Source organism: Pseudomonas gingeri, from assembly GCF_013386115.1.
In the GTDB taxonomy this organism is placed as follows: Bacteria; Pseudomonadota; Gammaproteobacteria; order Pseudomonadales; family Pseudomonadaceae; genus Aquipseudomonas; species Aquipseudomonas gingeri.
Genome location: NZ_JACAOR010000020.1, coordinates 1 through 15,769, shown reverse-complemented (window position 1 = coordinate 15,769; position 15,769 = coordinate 1). Strand labels below are relative to the sequence as shown.

General features: G+C 57.5%; 12 protein-coding genes and 1 tRNA gene. All 13 read left to right on the top strand.

The window, feature by feature from the left end:
• Positions 1-92 precede the first annotated feature (92 nt).
• Positions 93-168, top strand: a tRNA-Trp gene (locus HX881_RS32555).
• A 45-nt stretch (positions 169-213) separates the two neighbouring features.
• Positions 214-582: a preprotein translocase subunit SecE gene (secE, locus tag HX881_RS32550; protein WP_017123213.1), complete on the top strand. Its 369-nt coding sequence runs from the start codon at positions 214-216 to the stop codon at positions 580-582.
• Between the two features lie 9 nt (positions 583-591).
• Positions 592-1,125, top strand: coding sequence for a transcription termination/antitermination protein NusG (gene nusG, locus HX881_RS32545; RefSeq protein ID WP_010443972.1), 534 nt, complete (start codon positions 592-594; stop codon positions 1,123-1,125).
• 117 nt (positions 1,126-1,242) lie between these two features.
• Positions 1,243-1,674 carry a 50S ribosomal protein L11 gene (rplK, locus tag HX881_RS32540; RefSeq protein WP_003176435.1) on the top strand — a complete coding sequence of 144 codons (432 nt, stop codon included), beginning with the start codon at positions 1,243-1,245 and terminating at the stop codon, positions 1,672-1,674.
• Complete coding sequence (gene rplA / locus HX881_RS32535) at positions 1,674-2,369, top strand: 50S ribosomal protein L1 (protein ID WP_017123211.1); 696 nt, start codon at positions 1,674-1,676, stop codon at positions 2,367-2,369. Before rplK ends, rplA begins: the two co-directional genes overlap by 1 nt.
• 198 nt (positions 2,370-2,567) lie before the next feature.
• On the top strand, positions 2,568-3,068 hold the full coding sequence (gene rplJ / locus HX881_RS32530; protein ID WP_017123210.1) for a 50S ribosomal protein L10: 501 nt from the start codon (positions 2,568-2,570) through the stop codon (positions 3,066-3,068).
• Between the two features lie 79 nt (positions 3,069-3,147).
• Positions 3,148-3,513: a 50S ribosomal protein L7/L12 gene (rplL, locus tag HX881_RS32525; protein WP_017123209.1), complete on the top strand. Its 366-nt coding sequence runs from the start codon at positions 3,148-3,150 to the stop codon at positions 3,511-3,513.
• A 220-nt stretch (positions 3,514-3,733) separates the two neighbouring features.
• Entirely contained in the window at positions 3,734-7,807 is a 4,074-nt protein-coding gene (rpoB, locus tag HX881_RS32520) for a DNA-directed RNA polymerase subunit beta (RefSeq protein WP_042934140.1), read from the top strand.
• 64 nt (positions 7,808-7,871) lie between these two features.
• On the top strand, positions 7,872-12,071 hold the full coding sequence (rpoC, locus tag HX881_RS32515) for a DNA-directed RNA polymerase subunit beta' (protein ID WP_017123207.1): 4,200 nt from the start codon (positions 7,872-7,874) through the stop codon (positions 12,069-12,071).
• Between the two features lie 217 nt (positions 12,072-12,288).
• Positions 12,289-12,660 carry a 30S ribosomal protein S12 gene (gene rpsL / locus HX881_RS32510; protein WP_002555494.1) on the top strand — a complete coding sequence of 124 codons (372 nt, stop codon included), beginning with the start codon at positions 12,289-12,291 and terminating at the stop codon, positions 12,658-12,660.
• A 123-nt stretch (positions 12,661-12,783) separates the two neighbouring features.
• Entirely contained in the window at positions 12,784-13,257 is a 474-nt protein-coding gene (gene rpsG, locus HX881_RS32505) for a 30S ribosomal protein S7 (RefSeq protein ID WP_017123206.1), read from the top strand.
• 30 nt (positions 13,258-13,287) lie between these two features.
• On the top strand, positions 13,288-15,390 hold the full coding sequence (fusA, locus tag HX881_RS32500) for an elongation factor G (RefSeq protein ID WP_042934139.1): 2,103 nt from the start codon (positions 13,288-13,290) through the stop codon (positions 15,388-15,390).
• Between the two features lie 30 nt (positions 15,391-15,420).
• On the top strand, positions 15,421-15,769 hold a 349-nt coding region (locus tag HX881_RS32495), incomplete at its 3' end, for a GTP-binding protein (protein WP_177088665.1).

Below are 15,769 nucleotides of genomic sequence, written 5' to 3'. Positions count from 1 at the left end.
CCGTCGGCGCCGGCGTCGTAGCAAAAGTAATCGAATAAGTAGTTGAAATACCTCTCTCAGGCCGACATAATGGTCGGCCTGATTCAAGTTTTAGGTCAGTAGCTCAATTGGCAGAGCGACGGTCTCCAAAACCGTAGGTTGGGGGTTCGATTCCCTCCTGACCTGCCAGATTCACTCGGTGTGTCTGGCTTTCTTTTCACAGGATCCTCTTAGATGACCTCCAACACTGAAGCCCAAGGCTCTCGCTTCGATCTTCTCAAGTGGCTCGTTGTAGTCGCTCTGGTGGTGATTGGTGTTGTTGGCAACCAGTACTATGCTGGTTCGCCGATCCTGTACCGTGTACTCGCTCTGCTTGTCATTGCTGCTGTAGCTGCCTTTGTAGGCCTGCAGACCGCCAAAGGCAAGTCGTTCTTTGTACTGGCCAAGGAAGCTCGCACCGAAATCCGTAAAGTCGTATGGCCGACTCGCCAAGAAACCACGCAGACCACGTTGATTGTCGTGGCTGTGGTGCTGGTTATGGCGTTGCTGTTGTGGGGGCTCGATTCCCTGCTCGGCTGGCTTGTTTCCTTGATTGTTGGCTAAGGGTGTCCCGTGGCTAAGCGTTGGTACGTTGTGCATGCTTACTCGGGTTACGAGAAGCATGTCATGCGCTCGTTGATCGAGCGGGTAAAGCTGGCAGGCATGGAAGATGGCTTCGGCGAAATTCTGGTCCCTACTGAAGAAGTAGTGGAAATGCGTAATGGCCAGAAACGCAAAAGCGAACGCAAGTTCTTCCCTGGTTACGTGCTGGTACAGATGGATATGAACGAGGGTACTTGGCACTTGGTCAAGGATACTCCTCGGGTGATGGGCTTCATTGGCGGTACCGCCGACAAGCCTGCACCGATTACCGACAAAGAGGCTGAGGCCATTCTGCGTCGTGTCGCTGATGGTAGCGACAAGCCGAAGCCGAAGACGTTGTTCGAGCCGGGCGAAGTGGTACGTGTTACCGACGGTCCGTTCGCGGATTTCAACGGCACGGTCGAAGAAGTTAACTACGAGAAGAGCCGGATCCAGGTCGCGGTGCTCATTTTCGGTCGCTCTACTCCGGTAGAGTTGGAGTTCAGCCAGGTCGAAAAGGTCTAGCTGAGCAAGCATCCCAACCCCACAGCCCTAGGCTGTGGGGTTTTGTCGTCACTGGGATAAACGCGCAAGTAACCGGGGAGCCTTTCGAGGCGTTCGAACCCGTAATTGGAGTGCCTCATGGCCAAGAAGATTACCGCTTACATCAAGCTGCAAGTGAAGGCCGCCCAGGCCAACCCTAGCCCACCCGTCGGTCCAGCTCTGGGTCAGCACGGCGTGAACATCATGGAATTCTGCAAGGCCTTCAACGCCCGTACCCAGGGTCTTGAGCCAGGTCTGCCGACTCCAGTGATCATCACTGTCTACAGCGACCGTAGCTTCACTTTCGAAACCAAGTCGACCCCGGCTTCGGTTCTGCTGAAGAAAGCTGCTGGCCTGACCAGCGGTTCTGCTCGTCCTAACACCGTTAAGGTTGGCACCGTGACCCGTGCTCAGCTGGAAGAAATCGCGAAGACCAAAAACGCGGATCTGACTGCAGCTGATATGGATGCAGCCGTGCGTACCATCGCCGGTTCTGCTCGTAGCATGGGCCTTAACGTGGAGGGTGTGTAATGGCTAAGCTGACCAAGCGCCAAAAGGCTATCGCCGGCAAAATCGAAGCAGGCAAGGCCTACAACTTTGTAGACGCCGCCGCTCTGCTGACCGAGCTGTCGACTGTCAAGTTCAGCGAGTCCGTTGACGTTGCTGTAAACCTGGGCGTTGACCCACGTAAATCCGACCAGGTCGTACGTAGCGCTACCGTGCTGCCACACGGCACTGGCAAGACCGTTCGTGTTGCCGTGTTCACCCAGGGTCCAGCTGCCGAAGCTGCTCTGGCTGCCGGCGCCGATCGCGTTGGCATGGACGACCTGGCTGCCGAAATGAAAGGCGGCGACCTGAACTATGACGTGGTCATTGCTTCCCCGGACGCAATGCGTGTTGTAGGTCAACTGGGTCAGATCCTCGGTCCACGTGGCCTGATGCCTAACCCTAAAGTCGGTACCGTAACTCCAGACGTAGCCGGCGCGGTCAAGAACGCCAAGGCTGGTCAGGTTCGTTATCGCACCGACAAGAACGGCATTATCCACACTTCCGTTGGCAAGGTCGGCTTCGATGCCGTCAAGCTGAAGGAAAACGTTGAAGCCCTGATCGCCGACCTGAAGCGTATCAAGCCAGCTTCCTCGAAAGGTATCTACGTCAAGCGCGTTACCCTGAGCACCACCATGGGCCCAGGTCTGGTCATCGACCAGAGCTCGCTGGACGCGTAAGACAAAAGTGGGTGCAAGCGATTGCGCCCATTGAAAGATTGGGGTCCCTGCCTGGCGGGGGCTATCCAAGACCGTAGGCGGCGCAAGCCTTAAACCACAAGCCTACGCAGATGGTGCTCCCGGTTCCTTACCGAATCAGACACCAAAACGACATCCGGCTTCGGCCAGATGAAACGGTAACAAGCAGGAGTTGAACCCGTGGCAATTAATCTCGAAGACAAGAAGGCCATCGTCGCTGAAGTCAACGAGGCTGCCAAAGTCGCTCTGTCCGCTGTCGTGGCTGATGCCCGTGGCGTAACAGTAGGCGCAATGACCGGACTCCGTAAAGAGGCTCGTGAAGCTGGCGTATACGTACGTGTTGTACGTAACACCCTGCTCAAGCGCGCTGTTGCTGACACTGAATACAGTGTCCTCAACGACGTGTTCACCGGCCCTACCCTGATTGCGTTCTCCAAGGATCATCCGGGCGCTGCTGCCCGTATTTTCAAAGAGTTCGCCAAGGGTCAGGACAAGTTCGAGATCAAGGCAGCTGCGTTCGAGGGCAAGTTCCTCGCAGCGAACCAGATCGACGTGCTGGCAAGCCTGCCAACCCGTGACGAAGCCATTTCCCAGCTGATGAGCGTGATTCAAGGCGCTACCAGCAAACTGGCTCGTACTCTGGCGGCAATCCGCGAGCAGAAAGAAGCTGCCGCAGCCTGAGGCTGAGCGTTTCCTTTCTCGCGTATTTTTGTTTATTTCGATGGCCGTACAGGCTGTCCCCCAATTCAGGAATTGAGTCATGTCTCTGACTAACGAACAAATCATCGAAGCAATCGGCCAGAAAACCGTTCTGGAAGTTGTTGAGCTGATCAAGGCAATGGAAGAAACCTTCGGCGTTTCCGCTGCTGCCGCTTCGGCTGGCCCAGCTGTTGCTGCTGCCGTTGTTGAAGAACAAACCGAGTTCAACGTTGTTCTGAAAGCCGCTGGCGAGAAGAAAGTCAACGTCATCAAGGCTGTACGTGAACTGACCGGTCTGGGTCTGAAAGAAGCCAAGGAAAAGGTTGACACCGCTCCTCAGGTCATCCTGGAAGGTGTTGACAAAGGCGCCGCTGACAAAGCTGCTGCCGCGCTGAAAGAAGCAGGCGCTGACGTCGAAGTTAAGTAACTTTCGACTGTGCGTCTCCAGCCCGAGCGTTAAGCGACAGGCTGATGGCTGGTGGCTCTTGCCACCGGCCTTTTTCCGTTATTGGCGACCGGCTCGGTCGGCGCCTCTAACGTGCTTCAACCACCCGATGCGGTGGCGCAAACCAAGGGGTTTGCACGATTTTCTGGCTGCTCCCGTCGGGAGAGGCCAAACAAGCAGGTGACCAAGCTGGGGAACGCTGATGGCTTACTCATATACTGAGAAAAAACGTATCCGCAAGGACTTTAGCAAGTTGCCGGACGTCATGGACGTACCGTACCTCCTGGCTATCCAGCTGGATTCGTATCGCGAATTCTTGCAGGCGGGCGCGACCAAGGACCAGTTCCGTGACGTCGGTCTGCATGCGGCCTTCAAATCCGTTTTCCCGATCATCAGCTACTCCGGCAACGCTGCTCTGGAGTACGTTGGCTATCGTTTGGGCGAACCGGCCTTTGATGTCAAGGAATGCGTATTGCGCGGCGTGACCTATGCGGTTCCGCTGCGGGTGAAAGTGCGCCTGATCATTTTCGACAAAGAATCGTCGAACAAAGCGATCAAGGACATCAAAGAGCAAGAAGTCTACATGGGTGAAATCCCCCTGATGACTGAGAACGGTACCTTCGTAATCAACGGTACCGAGCGTGTAATCGTTTCCCAGCTGCACCGTTCCCCGGGCGTGTTCTTCGACCACGACCGCGGCAAGACGCACAGCTCCGGCAAACTGCTGTACTCCGCGCGGATCATTCCGTACCGCGGTTCGTGGCTGGACTTCGAGTTCGACCCGAAAGACTGCGTGTTCGTCCGTATCGACCGTCGCCGCAAGCTGCCGGCTTCCGTGCTGCTGCGCGCGCTGGGCTATGGCACCGAAGAAGTTCTCGACGCGTTCTACACCACCAACGTATTCCACGTTAAGGGCGAGACCCTGAGCCTGGAGCTGGTGCCTCAGCGCCTGCGCGGTGAGATCGCGGTCCTCGATATCCAGGACGACAAAGGCAAGGTTATTGTCGAGCAGGGTCGTCGTATCACCGCTCGCCACATCAACCAGCTGGAAAAAGCCGGGATCAAAGAGCTGGAAGTGCCACTGGACTACGTCCTGGGTCGCACTACCGCCAAGGTCATCGTGCATCCGGCTACCGGCGAAATCCTGGCAGAGTGCAACACCGAGCTGAACACCGAGATCCTGGCGAAGATCGCCAAGGCCCAGGTTGTTCGCATCGAGACGCTGTACACCAACGACATCGACTGCGGTCCGTTCATCTCCGACACGCTGAAGATCGACTCCACCAGCAACCAACTGGAAGCGCTGGTCGAGATCTATCGCATGATGCGTCCTGGTGAGCCACCGACCAAGGATGCCGCCGAGACCCTGTTCAACAACCTGTTCTTCAGCCCTGAGCGTTATGACCTGTCTGCGGTCGGCCGGATGAAGTTCAACCGTCGTATCGGTCGTACCGAGATCGAAGGTTCGGGCGTGTTGTGCAAGGAAGACATCGTCGCGGTACTGAAGACCCTGGTCGACATCCGTAACGGCAAGGGCATCGTCGACGACATCGACCACCTGGGTAACCGCCGTGTTCGCTGCGTAGGCGAAATGGCCGAGAACCAGTTCCGTGTTGGCCTGGTGCGCGTCGAGCGTGCGGTCAAGGAACGTCTGTCGATGGCCGAAAGCGAAGGCCTGATGCCGCAAGACCTGATCAACGCCAAGCCGGTCGCGGCCGCGGTGAAGGAGTTCTTCGGTTCCAGCCAGCTGTCGCAGTTCATGGACCAGAACAACCCGCTGTCCGAGATCACGCACAAGCGTCGTGTCTCCGCACTCGGCCCGGGCGGTCTGACCCGTGAGCGCGCAGGCTTCGAAGTTCGTGACGTACACCCGACGCACTACGGTCGTGTCTGCCCGATCGAAACGCCGGAAGGTCCGAACATCGGTCTGATCAACTCCCTGGCCGCTTATGCGCGCACCAACCAGTACGGCTTCCTCGAGAGCCCGTACCGCGTGGTGAAAGACGCCCTGGTCACCGACGAGATCGTGTTCCTGTCCGCCATCGAAGAAGCCGATCACGTGATCGCCCAGGCTTCGGCCACGATGAACGACAAGAAAGTCCTGATCGACGAGCTGGTAGCTGTTCGTCACCTGAACGAATTCACCGTCAAGGCGCCGGAAGACGTCACCCTGATGGACGTTTCGCCGAAGCAGGTAGTTTCGGTCGCCGCGTCGCTGATTCCGTTCCTCGAGCACGACGACGCCAACCGTGCGTTGATGGGTTCGAACATGCAGCGTCAGGCTGTACCGACCCTGCGTGCCGACAAGCCGCTGGTAGGTACCGGCATGGAGCGCAACGTTGCCCGTGACTCCGGCGTTTGCGTCGTGGCTCGTCGTGGCGGCGTGATCGACTCCGTCGATGCCAGCCGTATCGTGGTCCGTGTTGCCGATGACGAAGTTGAACCGGGCGAAGCCGGTGTCGACATCTACAACCTGACCAAATACACCCGCTCGAACCAGAACACCTGCATCAACCAGCGTCCGCTGGTGAGCAAGGGTGATCGCGTTCAGCGCAGCGACATCATGGCCGACGGCCCGTCCACCGACATGGGTGAACTGGCACTGGGTCAGAACATGCGCATCGCCTTCATGGCGTGGAACGGCTTCAACTTCGAAGACTCCATCTGCCTGTCGGAACGCGTTGTTCAGGAAGACCGCTTCACCACGATCCACATCCAGGAACTGACCTGTGTGGCCCGTGACACCAAGCTTGGCCCAGAGGAAATCACTGCGGACATCCCGAACGTGGGTGAAGCCGCACTGAACAAGCTGGACGAAGCCGGTATCGTCTACGTCGGCGCCGAAGTCGGCCCTGGCGACATCCTGGTCGGCAAGGTCACTCCGAAAGGCGAGACCCAGCTGACTCCGGAAGAAAAACTGCTGCGTGCGATCTTCGGTGAGAAGGCCAGCGACGTCAAAGACACCTCCCTGCGCGTGCCGACCGGTACCAAGGGTACTGTCATCGACGTACAGGTCTTCACCCGCGATGGCGTTGAGCGCGACAGCCGTGCCCTGTCCATCGAGAAGAGCCAGCTCGACGAGATCCGCAAGGACCTCAACGAAGAGTTCCGTATCGTTGAAGGCGCGACTTTCGAACGTCTGCGTTCCGCCCTGGTCGGTCACACCGCCGAAGGCGGCGCCGGTCTGAAGAAAGGCCAGGAGATCACCAACGAGATCCTCGACGGTCTTGAGCACGGCCAGTGGTTCAAGCTGCGCATGGCTGAAGACGCCCTGAACGAGCAGCTCGAGAAGGCCCAGGCCTACATCGTCGATCGCCGCCGTCTGCTGGACGACAAGTTCGAAGACAAGAAGCGCAAGCTGCAGCAAGGCGATGACCTGGCTCCGGGCGTACTGAAGATCGTCAAGGTCTACCTGGCAATCCGTCGTCGCATCCAGCCGGGCGACAAGATGGCCGGTCGTCACGGTAACAAGGGTGTGGTCTCCGTGATCATGCCGGTTGAAGACATGCCGCACGATGCCAATGGCACCCCGGTCGACGTCGTTCTCAACCCGCTGGGCGTACCATCGCGTATGAACGTCGGTCAGATCCTTGAAACCCACCTGGGCCTCGCGGCCAAAGGTCTGGGCGAGAAGATCAACCGTATGATCGAGGAGCAGCGCAAGGTTGCTGACCTGCGCAAGTTCCTGCACGAGATCTACAACGAGATCGGCGGTCGCAACGAAGAGCTGGACACCTTCTCCGACCAGGAAATCCTGGATCTGGCGAAGAACCTGCGAGCAGGCGTGCCAATGGCTACTCCGGTATTCGACGGTGCCAAGGAAGTTGAAATCAAGGCCATGCTGAAACTGGCAGACCTGCCGGAAAGCGGCCAGATGCAACTGTTCGATGGTCGTACCGGCAACAAGTTCGAGCGTCCGGTTACCGTTGGCTACATGTACATGCTGAAGCTGAACCACTTGGTAGACGACAAGATGCACGCTCGTTCTACCGGTTCGTACAGCCTGGTTACCCAGCAGCCGCTGGGTGGTAAGGCGCAGTTCGGTGGTCAGCGTTTCGGGGAGATGGAGGTCTGGGCACTGGAAGCATACGGTGCCGCATACACTCTGCAAGAAATGCTCACAGTGAAGTCGGACGATGTGAACGGTCGGACCAAGATGTACAAAAACATCGTGGACGGCGATCACCGTATGGAGCCGGGCATGCCCGAGTCCTTCAACGTGTTGATCAAGGAAATTCGTTCCCTCGGCATCGATATCGATCTGGAAACCGAATAACACGTGACGCGAATCGAGAGCGGGGCAGCACTGCCCGCTCTCTGCTCCGCCAGGAGGAAAGGCCTTGAAAGACCTACTGAATTTGCTGAAAAACCAGGGTCAAGTCGAAGAGTTCGACGCCATCCGTATCGGATTGGCATCGCCTGAGATGATCCGTTCGTGGTCGTTCGGTGAAGTTAAAAAGCCGGAAACCATCAACTACCGTACGTTCAAACCAGAACGTGACGGCCTGTTCTGCGCCAAGATCTTTGGCCCGGTAAAGGATTACGAGTGCCTGTGCGGTAAGTACAAGCGCTTGAAGCACCGTGGTGTGATCTGCGAGAAGTGCGGCGTTGAAGTCGCGCTGGCCAAGGTTCGTCGTGAGCGCATGGCGCACATCGAGCTGGCTTCGCCGGTTGCCCACATCTGGTTCCTGAAGTCCCTGCCGAGCCGTATCGGCCTGCTGATGGACATGACCCTGCGTGATATCGAACGCGTTCTCTACTTCGAGAGCTATGTCGTTATCGACCCGGGCATGACCACCCTTGAAAAAGGCCAGCTGCTGAACGACGAGCAGTACTTCGAAGCCCTCGAAGAGTTCGGTGACGACTTCGACGCCCGCATGGGTGCCGAAGCTGTCCGCGAACTGCTGCACGCGATCGACCTGGAACACGAGATTGGCCGTCTGCGCGAAGAAATTCCGCAAACCAACTCGGAAACCAAGATCAAGAAGCTGTCCAAGCGCCTGAAGTTGATGGAGGCCTTCCAGGGCTCCGGCAACCTGCCTGAGTGGATGGTGTTGACCGTTCTGCCGGTTCTGCCGCCAGACCTGCGTCCACTGGTTCCACTGGATGGCGGCCGCTTTGCGACTTCCGACCTCAACGATCTGTATCGTCGGGTGATCAACCGTAACAACCGTTTGAAGCGTCTGCTGGACCTGTCCGCTCCCGACATCATCGTGCGCAACGAAAAGCGCATGCTGCAGGAAGCTGTGGACGCCCTGCTGGACAACGGTCGTCGCGGTCGTGCCATCACCGGTTCGAACAAGCGTCCTCTGAAATCCCTGGCTGACATGATCAAGGGTAAGCAGGGTCGTTTCCGTCAGAACCTGCTCGGCAAGCGTGTTGACTACTCCGGTCGTTCGGTAATTACCGTAGGCCCGACCCTGCGTCTGCACCAGTGCGGTCTGCCGAAGAAGATGGCCCTCGAGCTGTTCAAGCCGTTCATTTTCGGCAAGCTGGAAATGCGTGGTCTGGCGACCACCATCAAGGCCGCCAAGAAGATGGTCGAGCGCGAGCTGCCAGAGGTCTGGGACGTTCTCGCCGAAGTGATTCGCGAACACCCCGTACTGCTCAACCGTGCACCGACCCTTCACCGTCTGGGTATCCAGGCGTTTGAACCGGTACTGATCGAAGGCAAGGCTATCCAGCTGCACCCTCTGGTCTGTGCTGCGTACAACGCCGACTTCGACGGCGACCAGATGGCCGTGCACGTACCGCTGACACTGGAAGCCCAGCTGGAAGCGCGTGCGTTGATGATGTCGACCAACAACATCCTGTCGCCAGCCAACGGTGAGCCGATCATCGTTCCGTCGCAGGACGTTGTATTGGGTCTGTACTACATGACCCGTGAAGCGATCAACGCCAAGGGCGAAGGTCGTATCTTCGCGGACCTGCAGGAAGTCGACCGCGTATTCCGCGCCGGCGAAGCCGCGCTGCACGCCAAGATCAAGGTTCGTATCACTGAAACCGTGAACGACCGTGATGGCGGCAGCGTCCAGAACACCCGTATCGTCGACACCACTGTCGGCCGTGCGCTGCTGTTCCAGGTGGTTCCGAAAGGCCTGTCGTTCGACGTCGTCAACCTGCCGATGAAGAAGAAGGCGATCTCCAAGCTGATCAACCAGTGCTACCGCGTGGTTGGTCTGAAAGAGACCGTGATCTTCGCTGACCAGTTGATGTACACCGGTTTTGCCTATTCGACCATTTCCGGCGTTTCCATCGGTGTTAACGACTTCGTTATCCCGGATGAAAAAGCCCGCATCATCGGTGCTGCCACCGACGAAGTGAAAGAGATCGAAAGTCAGTACGCCTCCGGCCTGGTAACCCAGGGCGAGAAGTACAACAAAGTGATCGACTTGTGGTCCAAGGCGAACGACGAAGTCTCCAAGGCGATGATGGCCAACCTCTCGAAAGAGAAGGTCATCGACCGTCATGGTGTCGAAGTCGACCAGGAGTCCTTCAACTCGATGTACATGATGGCCGACTCGGGTGCACGGGGTTCTGCTGCGCAGATCCGTCAGCTGGCCGGTATGCGTGGCCTGATGGCCAAGCCGGACGGCTCCATCATCGAAACACCGATTACCGCGAACTTCCGTGAAGGCCTGAGCGTACTCCAGTACTTCATCTCGACTCACGGTGCTCGTAAGGGTCTGGCGGATACCGCGTTGAAAACCGCGAACTCCGGTTACCTGACCCGTCGTCTGGTGGACGTTGCACAAGACCTGGTCGTGACCGAGATCGACTGTGGTACCGAGCACGGCCTGCTGATGACTCCGCACATCGAAGGCGGCGACGTTGTAGAGCCGCTGGGTGAACGCGTCCTGGGTCGAGTCATCGCCCGTGACGTATTCAAGCCGGGTACCGAGGACGTCATCGTTCCTGCTGGCACCCTGGTCGACGAGAAGTGGGTCGAATTCATCGAGCTGAACAGCATCGACGAAGTGATCGTGCGCTCGCCAATCAGCTGTGAAACCCGCTACGGCATCTGCGCCAAGTGCTACGGTCGCGACCTGGCTCGTGGTCACCAGGTGAACATCGGTGAAGCGGTCGGCGTTATCGCTGCCCAGTCCATCGGTGAGCCGGGTACCCAGCTGACCATGCGTACGTTCCACATCGGTGGTGCGGCAAGCCGGACCTCGGCAGCCGACAGCGTTCAGGTGAAGAATGGCGGTACTGTCCGTCTGCACAACCTGAAGCACGTTGAGCGTGTCGATGGTCACCTGGTTGCGGTGTCCCGTTCCGGTGAGCTGGCAATCGCCGACGACTACGGTCGTGAGCGCGAGCGCTACAAGCTGCCGTACGGTGCGGTGATTTCGGTTAAAGAGGGTGACAAGGTCGACGCTGGCGCCATCGTGGCCAAGTGGGATCCGCACACTCACCCGATCGTTACCGAAATGAAAGGTACCGTGACCTACGTGGGCATGGAAGAAGGCATCACGATCAAGCGTCAGACCGACGAATTGACCGGTATGACCAACATTGAAGTGCTCGATGCGAAAGACCGTCCGGCAGCCGGCAAGGACATCCGTCCTGCGGTGAAGATGGTCGACGACAACGGCAAGGATCTGTTGCTGCCAGGCACTGACGTAATCGCTCAGTACTTCCTGCCAGCCAACGCCCTGGTCGGTGTTGCGGACGGTGCGCGGATCGCGATCGGTGACGTTATCGCTCGTATTCCGCAAGAAACTTCGAAGACCCGTGACATCACCGGTGGTCTGCCGCGTGTTGCCGACCTGTTCGAAGCCCGTCGTCCGAAAGAAGCCTCGATTCTGGCTGAAGTCAGCGGCACCATCGCGTTCGGTAAAGAGACCAAGGGCAAGCGTCGTCTGGTCATTACCCCGAACGACGGCAGCGATCCGTACGAAGAGTTGATTCCGAAGTGGCGTCACCTGAACGTCTTCGAAGGCGAACAAGTGAACCGCGGCGAAGTTATCTCCGACGGTCCGAGCGATCCACACGACATCCTGCGTCTGCTGGGTGTGAGTGCGCTGGCCAAGTACATCGTCAACGAGATCCAGGACGTTTACCGTCTGCAAGGCGTGAAGATCAACGACAAGCACATCGAGACCATCCTGCGTCAGATGCTGCGTAAAGTTGAGATCGCCGAATCCGGCGACTCCAGCTTCATCAAGGGCGACCAGATGGAACTGACTCACGTACTGGTGGAAAACGAGCGCCTGGCGACCGAAGACAAGTTCGTGTCCAAGTTCACTCGCGTGTTGCTGGGTATCACCAAGGCGTCGTTGTCGACCGAATCGTTCATCTCCGCGGCCTCTTTCCAAGAGACCACCCGCGTACTGACCGAAGCGGCCGTTACCGGCAAGCGCGATTACCTGCGCGGCCTGAAGGAAAACGTGGTCGTGGGTCGTCTGATCCCGGCCGGTACCGGTCTGGCCTACCACAGCGAGCGCAAGCGTCGCCGTGAACTGGACAAACCGTTGCGCGTAAGCGCCAGTGAAGTGGAAGCTGCACTGACCGAAGCCCTGAACTCGAGCGGTAACTGAGTTCTGCGGCAGTGAAAGCGAGGCCCTGGTAGCCTTTTCCCGATCATCGCGACATTTTTTGTTGCGATGGACGGGGAGGGGAGGCCGGGGCCTTGTCTTGACTGGGGACAAGATCCTCTTTAGACTCTTGTACCCCTAAATTTGGCGGGGATTCGTTCCTGCCATTTTGCTTTTCTTGCAAGACAATAGCGTCGCAAGACAACAGTGGAGCTAGTAGATGGCAACTATCAACCAGCTGGTACGTCAGCCGCGTAAGCGTATCGTCGAGAAATCCGACGTACCTGCGCTGCAGAACTGCCCGCAACGTCGTGGCGTGTGCACCCGTGTGTACACCACTACGCCGAAAAAACCTAACTCGGCACTGCGTAAAGTATGCCGTGTGCGCCTGACCAACGGTTTCGAGGTTTCCTCGTACATCGGTGGTGAAGGTCACAACCTGCAAGAGCACAGCGTGGTACTGATCCGCGGCGGTCGTGTAAAAGACTTGCCAGGTGTTCGTTACCACACCGTTCGCGGCTCTCTGGATACTTCGGGCGTTAAAGGCCGGAACCAGGGTCGTTCGAAGTACGGTACCAAGAAGCCTAAGTAGTAGTGGCTTTTGGTAGCAAAAAACTGATTTCTATTTTTCTGAGTCGATAAGAGTAAGGTCGGGCGTACATCCTCAGGGTGTAGTGGTCCCGAGCTAACCTGAAGACCGTTTGAGGGCTTATCCATGCCAAGAAGACGCGTAGCAGCCAAGCGCGAAGTGCTTGACGATCCAAAATACGGAAGCCAAATCCTGGCCAAGTTCATGAACCACGTGATGGAAAGCGGCAAGAAAGCCGTTGCCGAACGTATCGTTTATGGCGCGCTGGAAAAGGTTAAAGAGCGTAAAGCCGGTACTGATCCCCTGGAACTCTTCGAGAAAGCACTCGACGCCATCGCTCCGCTGGTCGAAGTGAAGTCGCGCCGTGTAGGCGGTGCTACTTACCAGGTTCCGGTTGAAGTTCGTCCGTCCCGTCGTAATGCTCTGGCAATGCGCTGGTTGGTAGACTTCGCCCGTAAGCGCGGCGAGAAGTCTATGGCTCTGCGTTTGGCTGGCGAACTGCTGGACGCCGCCGAAGGTAAAGGTGCTGCAGTTAAGAAGCGTGAAGACGTGCACCGTATGGCTGAAGCCAACAAGGCTTTCTCGCACTACCGCTTCTAATTTTAGCGTCACTCATTTTGCGAGGGCTTTATGGCTCGTACAACCGATATTAAACGCTACCGTAACATTGGTATCGTTGCTCACGTGGACGCGGGTAAGACCACGACTACCGAGCGCGTCCTGTTTTACACGGGCGTAAACCACAAGATGGGCGAGGTGCATGACGGCGCCGCGACCATGGACTGGATGGTGCAGGAGCAGGAGCGGGGTATTACCATTACCTCCGCTGCGACTACCGCATTCTGGGAAGGCTCGAACAAGCAGTTCCCCAAGCACCGCTTCAACATCATCGATACCCCGGGCCACGTTGACTTCACCATCGAAGTAGAGCGCTCCCTGCGCGTACTCGACGGCGCTGTCGTTGTGTTCTGCGGTACTTCGGGTGTTGAGCCGCAGTCGGAAACCGTATGGCGTCAAGCCAACAAATACGGCGTTCCACGTCTTGTTTACGTCAACAAGATGGACCGTGCCGGCGCAAACTTCCTGCGCGTGATCGGTCAGATCAAGCAGCGTCTGGGTCACACTCCGGTGCCTATCCAGTTGGCTATCGGCTCCGAAGACAACTTCGAAGGTCAGATCGATCTGATCAGCATGGAAGCTGTCCGCTGGAACGACAGCGACAAGGGCATGGCGGCTATCCGCGGTCCTATCCCTGCCGAACTGCAGGAGCTGGCTGAAGAGTGGCGCAGCAACATGGTCGAGGCTGCGGCCGAAGCCAACGAAGAGCTGATGAACAAGTACCTCGAGGGCGAAGAGCTCACCGTCGAGGAAATCAAAGGTGCTCTGCGTCAGCGGACCATCGCCGGTGAAATCGTTCTGGCTGTTTGCGGTTCCTCTTTCAAGAACAAGGGTGTTCCCCTGGTTCTCGACGCCGTTATCGACTACCTGCCCGCGCCAGTGGACATTCCTGCCATCAAGGGTTCCGACCCGGATGACGAGACTGTCGAAATGGAGCGTCATGCAGACGACAACGAGCCGTTCTCGGCTCTGGCGTTCAAGATCGCTACCGACCCATTCGTGGGTACCCTGACCTTTGCCCGTGTTTACTCGGGCGTGTTGAACTCCGGCGACGGCGTGATCAACTCGGTCAAGGGCAAGAAAGAGCGCGTGGGTCGTATGGTGCAAATGCACGCAAACACCCGCGAAGAGATCAAGGAAGTACGCGCTGGCGACATCGCGGCCCTGATCGGCATGAAGGACGTCACCACGGGTGACACCCTCTGCTCGCCTGACAAGCCAATCATCCTGGTTCGCATGGACTTCCCGGAGCCGGTTATCTCGGTTGCCGTTGAGCCGAAGACCAAGGATGACCAGGAAAAAATGGGTATCGCTCTGGGCAAACTTGCTCAGGAAGACCCGTCTTTCCGCGTCAAGACTGATGAAGAGACTGGTCAGACGATCATCTCCGGCATGGGCGAATTGCACCTGGACATCCTGGTTGACCGGATGCGCCGTGAGTTCAACGTCGAAGCCAACATCGGTAAACCACAGGTTTCCTATCGTGAGAAGATCACGAAGTCCTGTGAGATCGAAGGCAAGTTCGTTCGCCAGTCCGGCGGTCGTGGCCAGTTCGGCCATTGCTGGATCCGTTTTGCTCCTGCTGACGAAGGTCAGGAAGGTCTGCAATTCGTGAACGAAGTCGTGGGTGGTGTGGTTCCTAAGGAATATATCCCGGCGATCCAGAAGGGTATCGAAGAGCAGATGAAGAACGGCGTTGTTGCCGGCTATCCGCTGATCGGCCTGAAGGCTACCGTGTTCGATGGTTCTTACCACGACGTCGACTCCAACGAGATGGCGTTCAAGGTGGCTGCTTCCATGGCGACCAAGCAACTCGCGTCCAAGGGCGGCGGTGTTGTACTTGAGCCGATCATGAAGGTAGAAGTTGTAACACCTGAGGACTACATGGGTGACGTGATGGGTGACCTGAACCGTCGTCGTGGTCTGATCCAGGGTATGGAAGACACGGTCTCCGGCAAGGTTATCCGCGCCGAAGTTCCGCTGGGCGAGATGTTCGGTTATGCGACCGACGTTCGTTCCATGTCCCAGGGTCGCGCGAGCTACTCTATGGAATTCTCCAAATACTCCGAAGCTCCGTCGAACGTCGTCGAAGCTATCGTTAAAAAACAAGGCTGATTCAGCCCTTTAGGCAAGGAGTTAATTGTCGTGGCTAAAGAAAAATTTGATCGTTCCCTACCGCACGTCAACGTTGGCACCATCGGTCACGTTGACCATGGTAAAACCACTCTGACTGCTGCTCTGACTCGCGTTTGCTCCGAAGTTTTCGGTTCTGCAGTCGTTGAATTCGACAAGATCGACAGCGCTCCAGAAGAGAAAGCTCGCGGTATCACCATCAACACCGCGCACGTCGAGTACAACTCGAAGATCCGTCACTACGCTCACGTTGACTGCCCAGGTCACGCTGACTACGTGAAGAACATGATCACCGGTGCTGCCCAGATGGACGGCGCGATCCTGGTTTGCTCGGCCGCCGATGGTCCGATGCCACAAACCC